Source organism: Kitasatospora cystarginea (genome assembly GCF_039533515.1).
Taxonomy (GTDB): Bacteria; Actinomycetota; Actinomycetes; order Streptomycetales; family Streptomycetaceae; genus Kitasatospora; species Kitasatospora cystarginea.
Map to the genome: position 1 here is coordinate 1 of NZ_BAAATR010000035.1, position 20,367 is coordinate 20,367.

Consider the following 20,367-nt stretch of genomic DNA (forward strand, 5'->3'; position numbering starts at 1 on the left):
GACCGGTGGGAGGTTGCCGTCCGGGTCCACCACCGCGCCCTCCGAGCGCGGGAAGAACTCGTACCAGGACCCGAACAGCGCCCGCTGCCGGTCCACCACCAGATCGAACGGCCCTGTCTCGGTGAGGAGTTCACGCAGCGGATGACGGGCGAGGGTCTGCCTGATCCGCTCCTCGCCGGCCGCCGCCAGCCGGTGCGCCGGGGGCAGCTTCTCGTCCCGCAGCACTCGCGCCGCGCCCAGCAGGGCGGACCGGCCGGCGCCGCGCGGGACGCCCCCGGCGGCCCGCTCCAGGAGCAACGCCCCTTCCTCCAGCACGAGTTCGATGTCCTGGCCGGCCGGAACCTTGATCTCGGCGGTGTGCAACCAGTCGGCGACCGGGTCGCTCCAGGTCTCCACGGTGTAGGTCCATCGGCCTTCCGCGTCGGGGGTGACCTCGGCCCCCCAGCGGTCGGTACCGGGCGCCAGCTCGCGCATCGGCGTCCACCGGCCCCGGCGGCCACGCGGGCCGCGAAGCACCACATTGGCTCCGACGGCACCGTGCCCCTCACGGAAGATCGTGGCGGTGACGGGGAAGGTCTCGCCCAGTACCGCCTTCGCGGGTCTGCGCCCGAGGTCGACCAGGGGCTGGACCTCCAGCACGGGGATCCGGCCGATGGCCGGGGACTGCTGCGGATGGGTCGGCTGGATCGTGATCGTGCTCATTTCCGGGATCTCCTCGGCAGGCGGTCGAACGGAAAGGACGAGCGGTACGGACAGGACGAGCGGTACGCTCGGGCCGCGCGGGATCGGCGGGGCACGCGGCCCGAGCGGAGCGTGCGGCATGGGCGGAGCGTGCGGCGCGCGCGGCGCGCGCGGGTGGGGAAGCCGGACAGTGCATGCGGAAACGTCTCGCCAGGGGGATGTCCGGCCGGACTCAATCGGCGGACGAGCGCCGGGCGGCCAGTTGCTCGATGATGGTCCGGGCGAACAGATGGCAGTGGTTCCCGGTGCGGGCGGTGACCAGGTCGCGGTCCACCACGATGTCCTGGTCCACGAAGACCCCGCCCATGTTGCGCAGGTCGCCGAGCAGGTTGTTGTGCACCACCGCCCGGCGGCCCCGGATCACCTGCGGGATAGGGGCGGCCAGCCACATGCCGTGGCAGATGATGCCCTTGACGATGGCCGGGTCGGCGAACGCCCGGCGCAGGAAGGCCGCGGCCGGCGGGAGGCGGTCGACCTCCTCGGTGTACCGCAGGCGGTCGGCGACGATACCGGACGGGACGATCACCGCCGCGAACTCCTTGAGCCCGTACTCGTCCAGTTCCTCGAAGGACTCGTCGACCTCGAACGGCAGCCCGTGCTCGTGCCCCCGGAAGACCAGCCGGTCGTTTCCCCAGAGCCGGGTGAGGAAGTGCGTCTCGGCACCTTCCTCGGCGAACCGGCGCTGGTAGTAGAGGATTTCGGGCTCGTAGAAGTCGCTCTCCATCAGTACCGCGATCTTGAGACCGTTCAGCCGCACGGTCCTCACACCCCTCTCGGTCAGCTGGTGCGGTCGATGACCAGGTCGATGAGGAACGGCCCCGGGTGGGCCAGCGCCTCGGTGATCGCCGGGGCGGCCTGCTCCGGCTTCTCCACCCGGACGGCCCGCACGCCCAGCGACTCGGCGAGCGCCACGAAGTCGATCTCCGGCCGGGTGAGGTCGAAGGCCCCGGGGAAGTCGTGGGGTTCGATGCCCTGGGTCCGCCAGTACTGCTCGATGTTGTGGTCGAGCAGCCGGTAGCGGCCGTTGTTGCAGATCACGAACTTGGCAGCGATCTCGTAGCGGGCGGCCGTCCACAGGGCCTGGAAGGTGTACATGCTGCCGCCGTCGCCGGTGAACCCGACCACCGTGCGCTCCGGGTGGGCGAGCTTGGCGCCGATGGCGCCCGGGATGCCCACGCCGAGCGATCCGCCCCGGGTCTGGAACCAGTTCCCGGGCACGTTCGGCGGGTTGTGCTGGAAGATGCCCGGCGAGCAGGTCAGCGCCTCGTCGAAGAGGATGGCGTCCGGGGGCAGTTGCAGCGACAGCTGGTGGCCGAAGAAGCCGGCCGTCAGCGGCCCGTCCGCCCCGCTGTCCCGCTCCACCGCCTCGGCCAGCGCCGCGGACTTCTCCTCGGCCCATCCCTGCAGCCGGCGCCGGGCGGCCTGCCGCTGCTCCTGGCTCAGCCGGTGCTCCAGCGCGTCGGCGAGCCCGGCCAGTGTCGGCCTCGGGTCGGCCACCAGACCGAGGTCGACCGGGAAGTTCTTGGCGATGGCACCGCTGTCCAGATCGACATGGACGACCGGAGCACCCTCGGCGAACACCCCCTCCAGCGCCGGGAACACCTCGGGCAGCGCATAGGTACCGGTGATCAGCACGGCATCGGCCGCCGAGGTGACCCGACTGCTGACCGAGCCGAACATGTGGCCGAGCTGGCCACGGTAGGCGGGGTGGTCGACCGGCAGGTTCACCTCGGCCCAGTCCGCGCCCCAGACCTCCGCGCCCCAGACCTCGGCCAGCCGGGCGAGTTCCCGCTGCGCCCCGGCGAAGTGGATGCCGTCGCCCGCGATGATCAGCGGCCGCTCGGCTCCGGCCAGCAGCGCGGCGGCTTCCGCCTGGGTGCCCTGCTCGGGCACGGTCGCGGTCCGCAGGTACGAGGTCGGAACCACCGGCTCACTGGTCGGGCTGTCCAGTACGTCGGCCGGCAGCACCACCATGACCGGCCCGTACGGCGGGGTGGCGGCGACCTTGAAGGCCCGGCGCAGCACCCGCAGGGTGGAGTCCGGATCCACCACCCTGGTCGCCCACTTGGTGACCGGTCCGGCCATGCCGACCAGGTCCGCGGCCATCTGGGCCTCCATGCTGTCGTAGGCCAGCCCGGCCTCGCCTACCAGTACCACTAGCGGAGCGTGGCCGCGCATCGCCTGGTACAGCATGCCGATGCCGTTGCCGAGGCCGACCCCGGAGTGCAGTTGCAGCAGGGCCGGCCTGCGGGTGGCCCGCGCGTACCCGTCGGCGAGGCCGACGACCGCGGCCTCCTGCAGCGCCAGCACGTACTCCAGCTCCGGGAAGCCGCGCAGTTCGTCCAGGAAGCCCTGTTCCACGGTGCCGGGGTTGCCGAACATGTACCTGATGCCGTCGGCCTTGAACTGTTCGAGCATCGCCACCCGGGCGGGCCTGCTCACCATGTCGTCCTCTCCATCCGTTCCGTGCGGTAAGGGAGTTGGTCGGGACGGGCGGCCGGTACGATCGCCACGGCCGCCCGTCCCCGGGCTGCGTCAGGCGGTGTAGCCCCACTGCCGCAGGCCCTGCTCCAGGACCTCGACCAGCTTCTGGCCGGTGAGGTAGGAGTCGGGGGTGGAACGCCCGGTGATGAACGGGTAGTCGACGATCACCGAGGTCTCCTTGCCGAAGTTGCCGTGGAAGGCGCCCTCGGGTGCGGTGGCGTCACGCAGGATGTACTCCAGCGGGTACGGCGGCGGGCCGATCACGAAGTCGGTCCCCATGAAGCCGGTGCCGTCCTTGTAGTCGTACTCGATGCAGTGACCGGTGATGTGCTTGTTGCGGATGATGCTCGCCCGGTCGTCCTGCTCCCTGGCGAATGCCAGGGCGGCGACGCCGTAGCACTCCGCGGCGATCGGCAGACCCAGGTGGTAGAAGGCCAGGATCAGGTCGTGGATGCGCCAGTTGTTGGCCAGGTCGACGATCGGGCCGCTGCCGCCGACGATCAGCAGCGCGTCGTAGCGGTCCGCGACCTGCTGCTGCACGTGCTCCCGGCGGGTCTGGTAGCCCTCCCAGGCCCGCAGGAAGTCGCTGCGGCTGCGGTAGGGCCGGTCGGGCAGCCAGGAGGAGAGGTTCAGCGGGTTGTCCAGCCGGTCCGAGCTGTCGATCGCCTTGACCTTCTCCGCCATCTCGGTGCTGGTCACCGAGCGGCCGAGCGGCGGGTCGATGTACTCGGGGTCGTAACTCGGCGGCAGGGCCACCGGACGCTTGCCGGTGGGCGTCGCGAAGGTGACCTCGTAGCCGGCCTCGTCGAAGGTCTCCAGCGGACCGATCAGTTCCTCGCCCCAGTAGCCGTACTCGGAGAGGACCACGAGAATGCGTTTCTTCGCCATCGGTGATGGCCTCCTTGGAGGAAGGTGGGTTGGCGGCACTCGGTGGCGTCGGGCGCGCCGTCCGGAACCGGATCCGGCCGCCCTCGCAGTGCCCGACTCCTGTGTAGCAAGCGGCTGCAGGGGGCCGCGAGAGTCGAGGGGCGACCCGTCGGGCACACGTCAGGTCCGTCTGCGCACTACTCCAAGTCGAGCCTCTGCCGAGCTGGTTCGGGATGTCCCGGGGTGAGTGGGGTGGACCGGGGTGGGTCCGGGCGGTTTCGGGCCACTGCCGGGCCAGTTGGGCGCACCGAGCGGCTCCGGGCCGACGCGGGGCGGAAAACAGAGATCCCCCGGCCGGTTGCGATGCAACCAGCCGGGGGGATGCCTCTATGCGGAGGCTATATGACGCTACGTCAGCTGACCGGAGTGCGGACCGTGCTCTCCAGCAGGCCCCGGTAGCGGCGGCCGGCCTCGGCGACGTCCTCGTCGGTGTAGGTGCGGACACCCTGGAAGATCAGCGGGTCGGCGTAGACCATGCCGCACAGGTGTGCCGTGGCGTCCAGCGGGAGGAGCAACTGGCGGGCGGTGAACCGGTTGTAGCCGTCCGGACGGTAGGACTTCTCCGGGCCGCCGGTCGTGGTGACGAGCTGCAGGGTCTTGCCGTGCAGGGCGTCGCCGCCGGCGCCGTAGGCGAAGCCCTCCAGCAGGACCTCGTCCAGCCACTGCTTCAGCCGCGGCGGCACCGAGTACCAGTAGAACGGGAACTGAAGCACGATGACATCGTGCTCGACCAGCAGCCGCTGCTCCCGCTCGGCGTCGATCGGGCCCTCTGGGTAGGCGGCGTACAGGTCGTGGACGGCCACGTGCTCGGTGTCACGGGCCTGGGCCACCAGGGCGGAGTTGATCCGCGAGGTGTCCGGGTTCGGGTGGGCGAACACGACAAGGGTGCTGGTGGAACTGGGCATTGGGGGCTCCAGTGCTTGTTGGGTCGGCCCCTGCCCCGCCCGTGCGCTCGCGGCACGCGGGCCGGGCACGGTACCGGAGGGTTCGGTCAGCGCTCTTCGAGCAGCCAGTCGCCGACGCGGTCACCGATCATGATGCAGGTGAGGTTGGTGTTGGCACGGATCATGATCGGCATGACCGAGGCGTCCGCGACGCGCAGGCCGGGCACGCCGTGGACCCGGCAGCGGGAGTCGACGACGGCCATCGGGTCGTCGGCCGGGCCCATCTTGGCCGTGCCCACCGGGTGGAAGTGCGTTCCGACCGCCGACATCATGAACTCGTCGAGCGCCTCGTCGGAGGCCAGCACCTCGGGACCGGGCACCATCCGGCCGGTGGCGAACATCTCGAAGGCCCGGCTGCTGGCGATCTGGGCGGCCAGCCGCATGCCGGTCCGCAACCGGCGCCGGTCCTCGGGGTGGTCCAGGAAGTTGAACTCGATGTGCGGAGCCGCCTCCGGGTCCGTGCTGTCGATGGTCACCCGGCCGCGCGAGAGCGGCCGCTCGATGCCGGCGGAGAGCATGAAGACCTTGTCGGTGCCGACCGCCTCGACCAGGGCGGGGGCGTAGCCGTTCAGGTCGACGTGGTTGAACAGGTAGATCTGCATGTCGTTGAACTCCGCCGACTCCGGCGCCGTGTACTGCAGCAGGATCTGCGTCACGGGCAGCGAGTCGTCGTAGACACCGGGCCGCGGCTTCAGGGTGACCATGCAGGTGGGGTGGTCGAGCAGGTTCTCCCCCACCCCGGGGAGGTCGGCCACCACCGGGACCCCGAGCCGCTCCAGGGTGGCGGCCGGGCCGATGCCCGAGCGCATCAGCAGGGCCGGGGTGCCGATGGCCCCGGCGCAGAGGGTGATCCGGTCGGCGTGCACCGTCTCCGCGACGCCGTCGGTGATCACGCGTACCCCGACCGCCCGACCGTCCTCGAAGACGATCCGGTCGACCGTCGTGTTGGCCCGGATCTCCAGTTGTTCACGCTTGCGCACCGGTCCCAGGTACGCCGTGGCCGTCGAGACCCGAGTACCGTCCACCAGGTTCTGCGCCAGCGGTCCGACACCGGTGCCCTCCGGCGAGTTGTGGTCCGGCATGTCGGGGAAGCCGAGGCCCTTGCAGGTGTCGAGCAGTGCCCGCTGCAGCGGGGTCAGCTGCTCGTCCCGCCAGCGGGCGACCGGGATCGGGCCGCCCTTGCCGTGCAGCGGCTGCCCGAAGTCCTTGTCGTCCTCCATCCGGACGAAGTACGGCAGGACGTCCTCCCAGGTCCAGCCGTCGTTCCCGAGGCGCGCCCACTCCTCGAAGTCCAGCGGGTGCGGACGGACCGCCAGGCAGGTGTTGATGGCGGAGGTGCCGCCGACCACCTTGCCGCGGGCCAGGTGGATCTCCCGACCGGGGACGGCCTCGGCCTGGTAGCCCCAGTCGTGCCCGGCGAAGGACGGGTAGAGGCCGTTGCGCAGGTTCTCCGGCAGGGTCCCGGGGTCTGGGTAGTCCGGGCCGGCCTCGATCAACAGCACCTGGTTGGACGGCTCCTCGGTGAGCCGGGCTGCGACCACCGCACCGGACGATCCGGCGCCGATGACGATGTCCGTGTATTTGACCATTGCGACAAGCTCCTTGTCTGCGACAGTTGTGCGACATGAGTTGTGCTGGTGGTGCGAGGGGTGCGGTGCGGAGAGTGCACTGTGCAAGGGAGTGCGAGGCGCGGAAGGTTTGCGGTGCGGGCGACCGCGTGGTCCGGCTGCGGGCCACGCGGTCGCCCGGCCGGATCAGTGCTGGTGCGTGCCCCACCAGCGGCGCGGCGTCGTGATGACGGCCGTGATCAGGGCCAGCAGCAGGGTGTAGGCGAGGCTCGCGGCGAAGGCCCGGCCGTAGTGGCCGGGGGAACCGGCACTGCCGAGCGTGCCGTAGAAGATGATCCCGATCAGGGCCACGCCCAGCGCACCAGCCATCTGCTGGGTGGTGGAGAGGACACCGGACGCGGAGCCGGTGTGCTCACCGGGTACGCCGAGCAGCACCTGGGCGATCAGCGGCGGGCCCATCGCACCCATCCCGGCCCCGATCACCAGCATGAGCAGGGCCAGCAGTGCGGTGCTCGGGCGGCTGTCGGCCCGCAGTGCGACCAGTGCCATGGCGATCTCACCGATGCCCAGGATCACCGCACCGAGGGCCAGAGTCCGGTGGCCCAGCGCGCGGACGATCCGCGGCGAGCCCATCGAGAGCGCGAAGAAGCCGACGCCGCAGGGCAGGCAGACCAGCCCGGACTTGAGCGCCGAGAAGCCCAGCCCCTCCTGCAGGTACAGCGCGAACACCAGGAAGAAGGAGGCCATCCCGGCGTAGACGGTGAACATCGTCAGCAGTCCGGTCAGGAAGCTCCTGGTCTTGAAGAGCGCCGGCTCGACCAGCGGAGTGCCGCCGCGCTGGGAGAGCTGCCGCTGGTGCCGGGCGAAGACGCCGAGCACCACCACGCTGGCCACCAGGCACACCCACGACCACAGCGGCCAGCCGGCCTGCCGGCCCTCGACCAGCGGGATCAGCAGCAGCAACAGACCGGGGGTGACGATGGCGAACCCGACCAGGTCGAGACCGCGGGCGGTGGCCGAACGGCTCTCCGGCACCAGGGAAGGAACGAGCGCCAGCACGGCCAGTCCCACCGGGACGTTGACCAGGAAGCAGCTGCGCCAGCCCAGGCCGAGGACGTCCGCCTGGATCAGCAGGCCGCCGATCACCTGGCCGCTGACCGAGGCCAGACCGATCGTCATGCCGAAGCCCATGAAGGCCTTCGGCCGGTCCTCGCCGGTGTAGGTGACGTTGATGATCGACAGCACCTGCGGGAAGAGCAGGGCCGCGGCCACGCCCTGCGCCATCCGGGCGAGGATCAGTAAGTTGGCACTGGTGGCCAGACCGCAGCCGGCCGAGGCCAGCGTGAACAGGGTCAGGCCGATGACGAACAGCCGCCGCCTGCCGTACAGGTCACCGAGCCGACCGCCGGTGATCAGCCCGGCCGCGTAGGCCACTCCGTAACCGGCCACCACCAGCTGGATCTGCGCGCCGCTGGCGTGCAGGTCCGACTGGGCCGACGGGATGGCGACGTTGACGATGAAGAAGTCCAGGATCGTCATGAACGTGCCGACGAGGATCACGGGAAGGGCCAGCCAACGGCGTCCGGCCGACCCGGCCGTGGGTGGGGCGAGTGCTCCGGGTGTTTCGGAGACGGTATTGCTCATTGGAGATCACTCCGTTGCTGTGCGAGGGAAAAGAGCCCGGCGACGGCCGGACGGTCGGCTGGGCAGCTACAGCGCCGCGGAGCCCGGCATCGGCGCCAGGTCCTCGACGATGTACTCGGAGATCTTCGGTTCGCCGTCGCGGAGGACCACGGTCCAGGTCTGGGTGGCGTCGAAGCCGAGCCACTCGCTCCTGGCGGCCGGCGGACTCCACACCCTGGCCTGCCAGTTGACCACGACCTGGATGTCGGCCCGGCCGTCGGCGTTGGTGCGCACCTCGACCGACTTGACCTCGTGGACCTCGTCGAAGAACCGGTTGGTGACGGCGGCGTACCAGTCGTGGAAGTCCGCCGAACCGCGCAGGGTCGCCTCGGGGAACACCATGACCAGGCCGTCCTCGGCCAGGAACGGGGTCACCTGCTCGACGGCGTCGTGCCGGTCGAGCGCCTCGTACCACTCTCGGACGATCTCCTCGATCTGCCCGGTGGTCAACTCCTGCTTTCCCATGGGGATTTCCTTTCCGGAATGGGTGGACAGCGAGCCGCCAGGGCAGTTCCTCTGCCTCAGGCAGCCAGGCTCCCGCACCGTCGCCGCCTCACCACGGCGGATGCGGGCACTGCGTGCGCATCTGAGCAGGTTCGCGCTCGTACTACGTCAAGTCGCCGGCCGGGCGGGAGTGCGCGGCGGCCCGCGCACTCCCGTCGGCCGCGGGTCAGGCCAGTTCGGCCGGGTCCTGGTCGACGTACCCCTGGCTGACCTCGACCACCACTCCGTCGGGGTCGGTCACCCAGACCGTGCGCCAGCCGGGGATGTGCTCGTCGAAGCCCAGCGGTCCGAGGGAGACGTCGAAGCTCCCGTCGGCCGCCGCCAGGAAGGCGTCGAGGTCGTCCACCTGGAACGCCAGGTGGCGTACCGAGCCCGGGTTCGGCGGGCCGTCCCCGCCGGCCCTGGCGGCCGGCTCCGCCTGGGCCGGGAACAGCTCCAGGCAGGCGGCGTCGTTGCGCAGGAAGACCACCCGGACGTCCGGCGTCTCGACCACCCGCGCCCGGCGGAAGCCGAACCAGCGGGTGTAGAACTCCTCGGTGCGCTGCTGGTCCTGGCAGTTGAGGCCGACGTGGGCCCAGCGCACGCCGTTGGCTCCCGCCATCACGCCACCTTCTCCAGTGATCGGACCCGGTAGGTGACGATCTCCAGCCGGCCGGTCCGGAAGGACCGCCGCACCTGCCAGGACTGCAGCCCGCGGAAGGCCGAGCGGGATCCGTCGGCGCGCGTGGTGGCCTTCCAGATGACCGCGAGGTCCACGTCCACCGCGCCCGCGAGGTCGCCGGGGGTGACCTTGAGGTACTCCAGGTCGTGGGTGTGCTCGTGGAAGGTCGCCATGACCGTGGCGTACCACTCGCGCACGTCCTCGACGCTGGTCAGGGTCCCCTCGGGGAAGTCCATCCGCAGCCCGGCCGGGCTGAGGAAGCCCAGCAGCGTCTCGACCGGCGCCTCCGCGGTGATCGCGCCGAACCAGGAGGTGGCGAAGGCCAGCACCTCGTCGGCGCTCGGCTTGGTCGCCAACGGGACCACCTGGCGCAGCAGTTCGGAGCGGGGCTCGTCCGCCAGCGCCGGCAGGAAGGACTCCCACAGCGACTGGTCCTGCGCGAGGTGGGCGTCCAGGTGCTCCTGGCTCTCCCACTGCTCGACCAGCGTGAACCGGTAGGGGTCGGCGTCATGCTGGAACCAGGTGAACTGCAGGCAGCCGGCGTCCCGCAGCGAGCGGCGTTCGATCGCGCCGAGCGTCTCCAGCGCCTGCTGCTCGTGGCCCGGCCTCACGGTGATGTGCAGTGCGTAGGCGAGCATCGGTGCTCCTCTCTCTCGGTGGTCAGGTCGTTCCCGGGTCGGCCCTCGGCCGCCGTCACGGCAGGGTGACGCCGAGCTGCTTCATCAGGCCGGTGGTGTCGGCCTGCACCCAGCGCTCGACGATCTTGCGGTTCTCGATCCGGAACACCTCGATGCTGGTCCACTGAACCTCCTTGCCGGTCGGCTGCACGCCGAAGAACTCCCCGACGTGGCGCCCGGTGAAGGTGAGGTGGATGACGATCTTCCCGCCCTCCGCGGCGTAGATCAGGTCCTGCTGGGAGGTGAACTCCAGCGCGGCCTTGGCGACCTTGAGCAGCTCCTTGAGCTCGGCCACGCCGGTCACGCTCCAGGCCGGGTTGCGGTCCACGAACGACTCGTCGAACAGCTCGTCCATGTCGTCGTAGCGCCGCTCGTTCACCACGTCGTTGAGGCGGCGGATCAGCTCGACGTTCTCCGCGTCCGGCGACAGCTGGTTGCGCAGGCCGAGCAGGTCGTCCTCGGCCCAGCGCTCGACCAGCATGCCGTCGGCGACCCGCCAGATCTCGGTGGTGGTCCAGGAAACCGCCTTCCCGGTGGGCGCGAAGCCCAGCACCGGCCCGACGTGACGGCCGGTCAGCGCGACCCGGGCGATGATCCGGTCGCCGGTGGTCAGGATCTCCTCCAGCTCGGCCCTGATCTGGAGGGTCTGTGCGACCCCGCGCAGCGCCTCCTGGTACTGGGCCACGCCGTGCACCTCGAAGCCCGGGTGGTGGTCCTCGAAGTCGGGCGCCATCACCTGGGCGATCCCGTCGTAGTCACCGTCGTTCAGTGCCTTGAGGAAGCGGTTGTACAGGTCGACACCGGCCTGTTCGGCAGCGGTTGCCATGATCGGCTCCTTGGGTTCGAAGGGTACTCAGCTGTCGGTGGTGCGGATCAGGTCGGCGGCCTTCTCGCCGATCATCACGGTGGGTGCGTTGGTGTTGCCGGACACGATCACCGGCATGATCGAGGCGTCGGCGATCCTCAGGCCCGGGACGCCGCGGACCCGCAGCTGCGGATCCACCACCGCGTCACTCCCGGTGCCCATCCGGCAGGTTCCGACCGGGTGCCACAGCGTGGTGGCCTCGGCCGCGACATAGCCCCGCAGCTCCTTCCCGGTCCCGAAGGCCGGTCCGGGGGCCAGCTCCTCGCCCCGGAAGGCGTCGAAGACCGGGGTGTGCGCCAGCTCCCGGGCCAGTTCCACGCCCTCCACCAGCACGTCCACGTCGGCCTGCTCGCCGAGGTAGCCGGCCCGGACGACGGCCGGCTCGTGCGGGTCCGCGCTGCGCAGGCTGACCCGGCCCCGGCTGCGCGGGGTGAGCAGGATCGGGGCGAAGGTGAAGCCGTGGCCCTCCCCCGCCCGCGCCGGCGCACTCGCGGGCAGGAACTTGACCGTGCCGAAGGTGAACTGCAGGTCCGGTGGCGCGTCCGCCGGTGTGAGCCGGCTGCGGGTGAACAGGCCCGCCTCGGAGATGAGTTCGGCCGACGGATGGGTCTGCAGGGACTGGTAGCAGACCGGTACGAAGACGTGGTCCTGCAGGTTGCCGCCGACGCCCGGGAGGTTCTGGACGCAGCGGATGCCCTGCCGCTCCAGGTCCGCCGCCGGGCCGATGCCGGAGAGCATCAGCAGCTTGGGGGTCTCGAAGGCGCCGGCACTGAGCACGATCTCGCCCTCGGCCGTCGCCGTGCGCAGCCGGCCCTCGTGCAGGTGCTCCAGGCCGGCCGCGCGGCCGTCGCGGAGCACGATCCGGGTGGCGTGCGCACCGGTGCGGATGGCCAGGTTCGGCCGGTCCGCGGCCGGCCGCAGGTATCCGGTGGCGCAGCAGCAGCGCTCGCCCTCGGCGGTCCGGTTGGTCTGGTAGAGGAATCCGAAGCCGTCCTGCCGGGGGCCGTTGTAGTCCGCCTCGGGTGCGGCGTAGCCCAGGTGCTCCGCCGCGGCCACGAATGCCTCCGCCACCGGGGTCGGGTCACGGTGGTCCTGCACGCTGATCGGGCCCGAACTGCCGCGGTCCTGGGCGCCGGTGGGGTAGGACTCGGCCCGGATGAAGTACGGCAGCACCTCCTCGAAGGACCAGCCGGTGTTCCCGAGGGCGCTCCACCGCTCGTAGTCGAGCCGGTTGCCGCGCACCCACATCAGCGCGTTCACCGAGCTGCAGCCGCCGACTCCCTTGCCGCGGGCTATCGGTATGCTCCGCCCCTCGAGGTGCGGCTCCTGCTCGGTGGTGTAGCCCCAGTCGATTCCGCGGCCCCAGGGCTCCGTCCAGAGCGCCGTCAGCGAGGGCACGTCCACCCGGTTGATCTCCGGCCGGGTGTGCCAGTCGCCCGCCTCCACGAGCAGGACCGAGCAGGAGGGGTCCGCACTGAGCCGGCTGGCCACCGCACAGCCCGAGGATCCGGCGCCGACCACGATGTAATCGAAATTGTCGACGGATCGTTCTGCTGACATGGCGTGATCCCCCTTTTCGACTCTTCCGACGCTACCGCCGGAGGAATTCCGATCGGGACTTCTGCGTTCCGGGATTGGGTGCTTCGCGAACTCGGACCCGACATTGCGTCAGATTCCGTTCTCAGCAAGGAATCAGAGGAGATCCACGGCCCGGCGGAAGAACAGCGGGATGGTCCTTCCGGTGGTGAGCATCCAGTACTCGATGCCGTTGACCGCGATCAGCACGGCGGCGGTGACGGCCAGGGTGACCAGGCCGGGGACGAGCGGTGCGGCCGGCGCGGCCAGCAGCAGGCACAGGCCCGCGATCACCCTGGTCGAGGAGGCCCCGCCGAACATCCGCCAGCGGGTGTAGCCGAAGGTGAGGGTGAACAGACCGGCTCCGATCGGCACGAGTGCGCCGATTCCGGTGTGTGGCGCGGCGGTTGGCTCGGACACGATCCGGCTGGTGCCGACGGCGACCAGCAGCAGCCCGACGACCAGGATGAAATGGCCGTAGCTCAGGACGTCGCGAACCACCACGGCCTGCGTCCGGTGGGTGCGCAGCGCGTGCTCCACCGCCGGGGCCACGTAGTGGAAGTAGAGCCACCACAGGGCGCAACCGGTGACGAAGCTCAGCACCACGGCGCACATCCCAGCGAGGTCGAGGTGCGAGGTCGCGGCGCGCAGACCGGCCGAGAGCACGCACTCGCCCAGCGCGATGATGATGAACAGGCCGAACCGCTCCGGGAGATGGCTGGGTCCGAAGGTCATCCGGTGCAGCCGGTCCCGGTGGACGACCGGCGCGGCGATCTCCGCGAGCACGCCGGTCGCCCACACCGGGCCGCGGATTCCGGCGGGCAGCAGGGCGCCCGCGACGAGTACGGTCGCGCAGGCCCAGCCGACGTTGTGGTGGTTGATGCTGTGTGAGATGGCCCGGGTGCACCGGACGCACTGCGCCATCAGCACCCGCAGGCCCAGGTAGGAGCCGGCGAACAGGAGTGCCGCGCCGCGGTGTTCCAGCGCCAGCGGGGCGCTGACGCCCATGGTGAAGGTGGCGAGTCCGGCCGCGAACAGCAGCAGGCGCTGGGTGTTGGTCTCGCTGACCGCGTTCAGCGCGAGCGTCATGCTGACCCACGCCCACCACAGCGGTAGCAGGACCAGCAGGGCCTGGGCCATGCCGCCCCAGCTGGGGGCCTCGGCCAGGATGTGCGCGGCCTGGCCGATGCCGAAGACGAGCACGAGGTCGTAGAAGAGTTCGGCCCAGGTGGCACGGTCACGGGTCGGCGCCGAGGGCGTGGTGGCCGGGTTGGCTGTCATGGCGTTGTCCCTCGCTAGGTCGGAGCGGTGAACAGGGTTCGGTGACCGACCCGGCAGTGGGTCGGCGTGCCTCGTCCAAGGTGGTGCGGTCCTTTCGGGAGAGGGGTGGTGGCGGCCTATCCGAGGCTCACGGGGCGGTCCGGCTCGCCGGGTCGCGCCAGCTGCTGCAGGGCGTGGAAGCCCCTGGCTGCGGAGACCAGCGTCACGTGGTGGTGCCAGCCGGGGAACGACCGGCCCTCGAAGTCGCCGAGGCCGTAGTCCTGATGGAGCTGTTCGCAGCACCGGCTGGACTGGTGGCGGAGTTCGGCCAGTGCGACCAGCTCGTTCAGCCGGTCGCCGCACAGGTTGGTCACCAGGTAGGTGCGCGGCTGCGGACGGCCGAACGGCCACTCCACCACCAGCTGGCGCGGCGCCGGCGAGCGGCCGGTGGCGCCGGTGGTGAGCGGGACGAGCATGAACTGCGAGTGCTGGTACCGGCTGTCGGGCCGGTCCCGCCAGACCGCCACCGACCTGTCGGTGCGCAGGGCGGGGTCGCGGGCGACGGCCGCGGCCGTCCAGCGCCTGGCGGAGGTGCTGCGCTCGGTGCTGGGGTACGAGTGGACCGGCCGGCCGGGCAGTTGGGTGGTGGCGCCGACCTCGACCAGGTAGCCGAGGCCGCGCTGTTCGAGTCCGAGCAGCAGCGGTTCGACCTCAGGTTCGAAGCTCCAGTCCGCGAGTACCGGCGCCGGGGGCAGGTCCCAGTCCTGGAGCATCTCGTCCACCGAATCCAGCAGGTAGTGCCATCTCGGCCGGTGCCGCTCCTCGTCGGGCACCCGGGCCTGGGTGCGCAGGTCCTCGTCCGCGTCCCAGTGCCTGGGCATCAGCAGCCGCCAGTTGACCGGCAGGCTGGCCTCCTGGCTCACCAGCGAGGCGGCCAGCGCCAGCTGGCAGTTGACCATCCGGCCCTCGGCCGGCACGAACTGGCGGGCGACGCCGACCGAGCGGGTGCCGTTCTTGCGGAAGACCACCTCGTCGAAGGCCCAGGCCTGCGGCTGGGTGGCCGCGCAGAGCCGTTCGGCGAGGTACCGCCGCAGTTCCGTCGGGTCCCAGGTGCTCTGGTTGACGAACTGTTGGATGGGCTGGGTGGCCGGCCGGCCGAGCACGTGCTCGGCGATGTTCCGCGGGGTCCTGCGACCGCTGGCGTGCAGCAGCCCACTCAGGTAGACCTCGCCCCAGCGGCGCTGGTCGGCCCGCCCCAGCAGCGCGAAGAGCTCCTTGCAGTAGGTGGAGAAGCCGTCCGGCGCCTCGGCCGCTTTCGCCGGACGGACTTGCAGCATCGTGGACACATCGATCCTTCGGGGAGTCGTGACGCCTGGTCAGCCGTGACGTCGGCGGTCAGTAGTCGTCGCAGGGGGCGGTGGGGTCGAGCAGGAAGGCGTCGGTGGCCACCAGCGCCTGGGCGACCTCGGGCAGGGCGCAGCCGACGATCACGAAGTCGACGTCCAGCCCGATCTTGGTGCGCTGGAAGAGCAGTTCGTTGATCACGGGCCGGGCGAGCTCGGTGACCTTGCACAGGTGGAACTCCACCCGTCGCGGCTCGCAGGACAGCGCCTCGGTGAGGGACCGGCGGAACTTCTCCAGCTCCTCCAGATCGATCACGCCCTCGCAGTGGATGTGGGCGGTGCGGCCGTCGAAGTCGCTGGAGATCCGCAGCCGCATGTCGGCCGGTTCCAGTTCGACCCGGACCCGCACGGGCCGGCTGGTGACCGGGAGTTTGACCGTCAGGGCCTTGGCGTCGAAGTCCTCGAACGGCTCGTCGTCGATCCACACCCGGCCGATCTGGACCGACCCGGTGGGCAGCAGGTCGGGGGCGACCCGCAGGATCCGGTCCGGGTACGCCTCGGGCCGCGGCCGGAAGTGCAGGGTGAGCGGCGCGGAGTCGTTCAGCAGGCCGGTGTAGACGGCGGCCAGGTAGCACAGCTCCAGGGCGTGGTAGCCGGCCATCGAGTGGCTGCCCTTGAGGCGCTCGGTGCCCACCAGGTAGGGCATGCCGTCGGCGAGCACGTTGAAGTAGACGCCGCCGTCGTCGTAGTCGAGGAAGAACGCGTTGTAGAACGAGGCGGCCTCGCGGGCCAGCCGGCGGTGCTCCGGGTCGCCGGAGACACCGGCCAGGATGAGGTAGGCGAGGATCGCCTGCTCCTGCTGCCACCAGGCCTTGCGGTCGTGCCAGACCAGGCGGTGGGTGCCGCTGTCGGGGTCCGCCTTCCGGTCCACCACGTCGTACCAGCCGCCCCGCTGCTGGTCGCTGCCGACCGGCGGCATGATCTCTGCGATCCGCTCGGCCAGGGCGGCGTACTCGGGCTTGTCGTGCAGGGCGCGGATCCGGGTGAGGTTCCAGGCGATCTTCAGGTTGTGTCCGACCACCGCGCGGTCCTGCTGCCAGCCCCAGGTCCGGTCCGGGCTCCAGTCCTCGTGGAAGCGCTCCTGGACGAAGGGGCTGTCGGGCTCGTCCGGGAAGTACCGGACGATGGTGTCGGCGGTCTCCTCCAACAGGTCGGCGAAGTCCTGGCGCTCGGTGGCCAGATAGGCGTTGATCAGGTAGGCCGGTGCGTGGTCGCCGATGGAGTTCCAGTTCTTGCGGGCCCGGTTGCGGCCGAGCGCGTCCGAGCGCGGGTCCATGGTGATCGGGTCGAGGTGGGAGAAGAACCCGCCCTTGTCCTCGTCCTTGAAGTACCGGTGGAACAGCTCGACGGTGCGGTCGATGTCCGACATGATCCGCGGGTCGCCGGTGATCCGGTAGGTCTGGGTCGGGCCGGCCAGTGCGTAGATCTGCTCGTACATCGGGACGGCGTCGTAGTCGTCGCCGAACTCCGAGGCGAACACCTTGCGCTGGCCGCTCTCGGCGATGTCGATGCCGTGGTACCAGTAGACGATGCCCTCGCGCTCGTCGGCGACCTGCATGTGCTCGCGCAGGTACTCGGTGCCGGACTCGGCGGCCTGCAGGAAGCGCTCCTCGCCGGTCAGCAGGTAGGCGGTGGCCAGGCCGTAGACCAGCCGGGAGATGGTGTCGGTCTCCTGGCGCACGTCCTCCCCGGTGTCCGGGACGTGGGTGCCGTGCAGGGTCAGCTTGGTGCGGAAGTTGCGCCAGTCGTACACGCCGTCCGGGAAGTGGCCGCGCAGGTAGAAGTCGGCGATCTCGGCGGCCTGCTGGACCCACCAGCCCGGCTTCTCGAAGACGTACGCGCCGCGGCTCTCCTCCGGGAAGGTGATCTGCCGGGCCTCGATCCGCTCGCCGCCCTCCCACTGGTAGAACAGCCCGTGCACGAAGACGTACCGCCCCTCGGCCAGCATGTCCCGGGTGGCGGCGGTGGTGTCGCGGTAGTCGTCGCCGAGGTTGCGGACGATCTGCGAGCCGAGGAAGCCGTCCAGGTGGATGGTGAACTCGCGGCCGTCACCCGTGCGCAGGCCGAAGCGGTCGCGGGTCGGCTCGTACGAGGTCACGTAGCCGGCGATGCAGTCGGAGTAGGTACGCCGGGTGTCGGGAGTGCTCATCACAGGGTGCCTCCGTGGTCGGGCAGCGCCGTCAGGATGACGATGCTGCGGCCGTGGGCGTGGTAGGTGCGGCCGTGGACCCGCTCTTCGCTTCCGGGTGCGAGGAGGTCAAGCGGGGAGTCCTGGGCGGTGTCCGCGACGCGGTGCCAGGGCCGGCCGGGGATGTGCGGCAGCTCGAAGTCCAGGCCCAGGTGGAACATGTTGAGGATCACGTGCAGGTCGGGTTCCTCACCGAAGCCGGCCAGCGTGAACGACAGCACGCGCGCTCCGGTGTCCTCCCAGCCGGGCTGTTCCAGCTTGGTGCCGTGCCAGGTGACGTCCGGCAGGCCGCGGTCGTTGTGGCGGCCGGTGAAGAAGTGCGGGTCGCGCAGGGAGCGGTGGCGCTTGCGCAGCCCGATCATGCCCTGGAAGAAGTGGCGGACCTCGGTCTCCTTCTCGGCCTGGTCCCAGTCCAGCCAGGTGATCGGGTTGTTCTGGCAGTAGGCGTTGTTGTTGCCGCCCTGGGTGTTGCGGAACTCGTCGCCCGCCAGGATCATCGGGACCCCGCGGCTGAGCAGCAGCAGGGCGGCGAAGTTCTTGATCTGACGGATCCTCAGCTGCTCGATCTCGGGCGAGTCGCTCGGACCCTCCACACCGCAGTTCCAGCTGAAGTTCTCGTTCGCCCCGTCCGCATTGGACTCGCCGTTGGCGCTGTTGCGCTTGTGCCCGTAGCTGACCAGGTCGTTGAGGGTGAAGCCGTCGTGGCAGGTGATGAAGTTGATGCTGTTGGTGGGCAGTTCGCCGTCCTTGCCGAACAGGTCGCGGGAGCCGCCGATGCGGGTCGCGATGGTGCCGACCAGGCCCGCGTCGCCGCGCACGAAGCGCCGCACGTCGTCGCGGAACGGCCCGTTCCACTGCGCCCAGCGCCGCCCGGGGAACCGGCCGACCTGGTACAGCCCGCCGCCGTCCCAGGGCTCAGCGATGATCTTGCTGTCGGACAGGATGCCCGACAGCTCGATGCCCCAGAGCACCGGCGGCACCTCCATCTCGTAGCCCTCGGCGCCGCGCGAGAGCTCGGAGGCCAGGTCGAAGCGGAAGCCGTCGACGTGGTGCTCGGTGACCCAGTACTCCAGGCACTCGATGATGAACTTGGCCACCGCCGGGTGGTTGGCGTTGATCGCGTTGCCGCAGCCGGTGAAGTCCATGTAGTGCCGGCGGTCCTGCGGCCAGAGGTGGTAGTAGATCTCGTTGGCCTGGCCGCGGAAGCTGATCGTGGGGCCGTGCTCGTTGCCCTCGGACGTGTGGTTGAAGACGACGTCCAGGATCACCTCGATGCCCGCCCGGTGCAGCGCCTTGACCATGTTCCGGAACTCGGTGATGTGGGTGCACTGGCAGGGGTTGGAGCAGTACCCGGTGTGCGGGGCGAAGAACCCGAACGGGTCGTACCCCCAGTAGTTGTAGAGCGGGACGCCGTGCGGCCCCATCCGCAGCAGCTGCCGCTCGTCGAAGTCGAAGACCGGGAGTAACTCGACCGCGGTGACGCCGAGTTCCTTGAGGTAGGGGATCTTCTCCACCACAGCCGAGAAGGTCCCCGGGTGGGTGACGCCCGAGCTCGGCGAGGCGGTCAGGCCCCCGACGTGCATCTCGTAGATCACGGTGTCGGCCAGCGGCGTGCGGAGCGGCTCGTCGTCCTCCCAGTCGTAACCGGACAGGTCGACCACCATGCTGCGCATCGAGTAGGCGCAGTTGTCCTCGGGGCCGATCGCCCGGCTGCGGTCCCAGAGGGTGTTGATGTTCGCCCGCGAGTAGGGGTCGAGCAGTACCTTGCGGCGGTTGAACCGGGCACCGGTGGCCCGGGTGTGGTTCGGCCCGTCCATCCGGTACGCATAGGTCTGGCCCGCCTTCAGACCGCTCACGTGGCAGTGCCAGAAGTGGTAGCTGCGGTGGTGGTCCGGGTCCAGGTCGATGGTCCTGGTCGGCGCCAGGTCGTCGTAGTTGTCGAACAGCAACAGCTGGACGTGGGTGGCGTGTTCGGAGAAGACCGAGAAGTTGACCCCGTTGGCGTCCAGCGTGGCACCCAGTGGCTGCGAGCGTCCGGGAGTGACCTCTGCAAGCACGACAGGCGACGGCGTTGTGTGACTCACTGTCATTCCCTCATCGTTGTGATCGGCGCGGCTCTCAGGCGGTGCCCGGTCAGGCGACGGCCACCCGGTCGGGCTCCAGCTCGGCGAACGCCCGGCCCCAGTCGGCCAGCGGCGCTCCCGGCTCGTTGAACAGCTCGAAGGTCACGCCCCTGGCCGCCTCGGCGTAGAGGGCGCGGACACAGGCCTCGGCCGCGTCCGTGCGGGAGACCAGGCCGATCCCGCGATCGCCCTGCTCCAGGCGCACCCGCTCACCCGCGGACTGGTCGTCGACCAGCCAGCCCGGCCGCACCACGGTGTAGGGCAGCCCGGAGCCGCGGACCGCCTCCTCGCCCGCCCGCCGCCAGTCGAGCAGCCGGCCGTAGGCGTTCAACGGGTGGCCGCGGTGGGTGACATGGAGCTGGCTGACCAGGACCACGTGCGGCCGCCCGCCGTCCGCGGTGGCGGCGGCGAGGACGTTCCGGACACCTTGGTACATGGTGGTCTCCGGCCGGTTCGGGCCGTCCTCGTCCGTCCCGGGCTCGACGCAGTACACCAGCGCCGAGCAAGTGCCGAGCGGTCCGGCCAGGGTGTGCGGCACCCGCACGTCGCCCTGGCTGAATCCGACACCGGGCGGCAGCGGCCAACGGTCCGACCGGTCGGTACGGCCGATCGCCCACACCCGCTCGCCGCGGTCGAGCAGGCGCTGCGCGATGAGCCGACCGACCCGGCCGGCGCCGCCCACCACCACTACGGGGTTATCCATCGTTCCTCCTCCATTGCCTCGGACTCGTCGCCTTGCTGCTGCTTGCCGCTGGGTCTGACCG

17 protein-coding genes are annotated in these 20,367 nt (G+C 70.5%); all 17 read right to left on the minus strand.

Annotation, left to right across the window (positions count from 1 at the left end; all coding sequences use genetic code 11):
- The coding region (locus tag ABD369_RS30075) for a maltotransferase domain-containing protein (protein ID WP_344639731.1) at positions 1-702 on the minus strand (702 nt) is incomplete at its 3' end.
- A 211-nt stretch (positions 703-913) separates the two neighbouring features.
- Positions 914-1,498, minus strand: coding sequence for a DJ-1/PfpI family protein (locus ABD369_RS30080; protein ID WP_344639732.1), 585 nt, complete (start codon positions 1,496-1,498; stop codon positions 914-916).
- A gap of 20 nt (positions 1,499-1,518) precedes the next feature.
- Positions 1,519-3,186, minus strand: coding sequence for a thiamine pyrophosphate-binding protein (locus ABD369_RS30085; protein WP_344639733.1), 1,668 nt, complete (start codon positions 3,184-3,186; stop codon positions 1,519-1,521).
- A gap of 90 nt (positions 3,187-3,276) precedes the next feature.
- Positions 3,277-4,113, minus strand: a complete 837-nt coding sequence (locus ABD369_RS30090) for a type 1 glutamine amidotransferase domain-containing protein (protein ID WP_344639734.1) — start codon at positions 4,111-4,113, stop codon at positions 3,277-3,279.
- 392 nt (positions 4,114-4,505) lie between these two features.
- Complete coding sequence (locus tag ABD369_RS30095; protein ID WP_344639735.1) at positions 4,506-5,057, minus strand: NAD(P)H-dependent oxidoreductase; 552 nt, start codon at positions 5,055-5,057, stop codon at positions 4,506-4,508.
- 86 nt (positions 5,058-5,143) lie between these two features.
- Positions 5,144-6,685, minus strand: coding sequence for a mycofactocin dehydrogenase MftG (gene mftG / locus ABD369_RS30100; protein ID WP_344639736.1), 1,542 nt, complete (start codon positions 6,683-6,685; stop codon positions 5,144-5,146).
- Between the two features lie 165 nt (positions 6,686-6,850).
- Positions 6,851-8,308, minus strand: coding sequence for an MFS transporter (locus ABD369_RS30105; protein ID WP_344639737.1), 1,458 nt, complete (start codon positions 8,306-8,308; stop codon positions 6,851-6,853).
- A 66-nt stretch (positions 8,309-8,374) separates the two neighbouring features.
- Entirely contained in the window at positions 8,375-8,812 is a 438-nt protein-coding gene (locus ABD369_RS30110; RefSeq protein ID WP_344639738.1) for a nuclear transport factor 2 family protein, read from the minus strand.
- A gap of 205 nt (positions 8,813-9,017) precedes the next feature.
- Positions 9,018-9,452 carry a VOC family protein gene (locus ABD369_RS30115; protein WP_344639739.1) on the minus strand — a complete coding sequence of 145 codons (435 nt, stop codon included), beginning with the start codon at positions 9,450-9,452 and terminating at the stop codon, positions 9,018-9,020.
- Positions 9,452-10,150: a putative quinol monooxygenase gene (locus tag ABD369_RS30120; RefSeq protein ID WP_344639740.1), complete on the minus strand. Its 699-nt coding sequence runs from the start codon at positions 10,148-10,150 to the stop codon at positions 9,452-9,454. The genes ABD369_RS30115 and ABD369_RS30120 overlap by 1 nt, the downstream gene beginning before the upstream one ends.
- 55 nt (positions 10,151-10,205) lie before the next feature.
- Entirely contained in the window at positions 10,206-11,015 is an 810-nt protein-coding gene (locus ABD369_RS30125; protein WP_344639741.1) for an ester cyclase, read from the minus strand.
- Between the two features lie 27 nt (positions 11,016-11,042).
- A complete protein-coding gene (locus ABD369_RS30130) occupies positions 11,043-12,614 on the minus strand; it encodes a GMC family oxidoreductase (protein WP_344639742.1) in 1,572 nt (523 codons plus the stop codon).
- Positions 12,615-12,746: 132 nt separating this feature from the next.
- Positions 12,747-13,910 carry a low temperature requirement protein A gene (locus ABD369_RS30135; RefSeq protein ID WP_344639743.1) on the minus strand — a complete coding sequence of 388 codons (1,164 nt, stop codon included), beginning with the start codon at positions 13,908-13,910 and terminating at the stop codon, positions 12,747-12,749.
- A 116-nt stretch (positions 13,911-14,026) separates the two neighbouring features.
- A complete protein-coding gene (locus tag ABD369_RS30140) occupies positions 14,027-15,226 on the minus strand; it encodes an IS701 family transposase (protein ID WP_344639788.1) in 1,200 nt (399 codons plus the stop codon).
- A gap of 58 nt (positions 15,227-15,284) precedes the next feature.
- On the minus strand, positions 15,285-17,441 hold the full coding sequence (locus ABD369_RS30145) for an AGE family epimerase/isomerase (protein WP_344639744.1): 2,157 nt from the start codon (positions 17,439-17,441) through the stop codon (positions 15,285-15,287).
- On the minus strand, positions 17,441-19,537 hold the full coding sequence (glgX, locus tag ABD369_RS30150) for a glycogen debranching protein GlgX (RefSeq protein ID WP_344639745.1): 2,097 nt from the start codon (positions 19,535-19,537) through the stop codon (positions 17,441-17,443). Before glgX ends, ABD369_RS30145 begins: the two co-directional genes overlap by 1 nt.
- 76 nt (positions 19,538-19,613) lie before the next feature.
- A complete protein-coding gene (locus ABD369_RS30155; RefSeq protein ID WP_344639746.1) occupies positions 19,614-20,306 on the minus strand; it encodes an NAD(P)H-binding protein in 693 nt (230 codons plus the stop codon).
- Between the last annotated feature and the right edge of the window lie 61 nt (positions 20,307-20,367).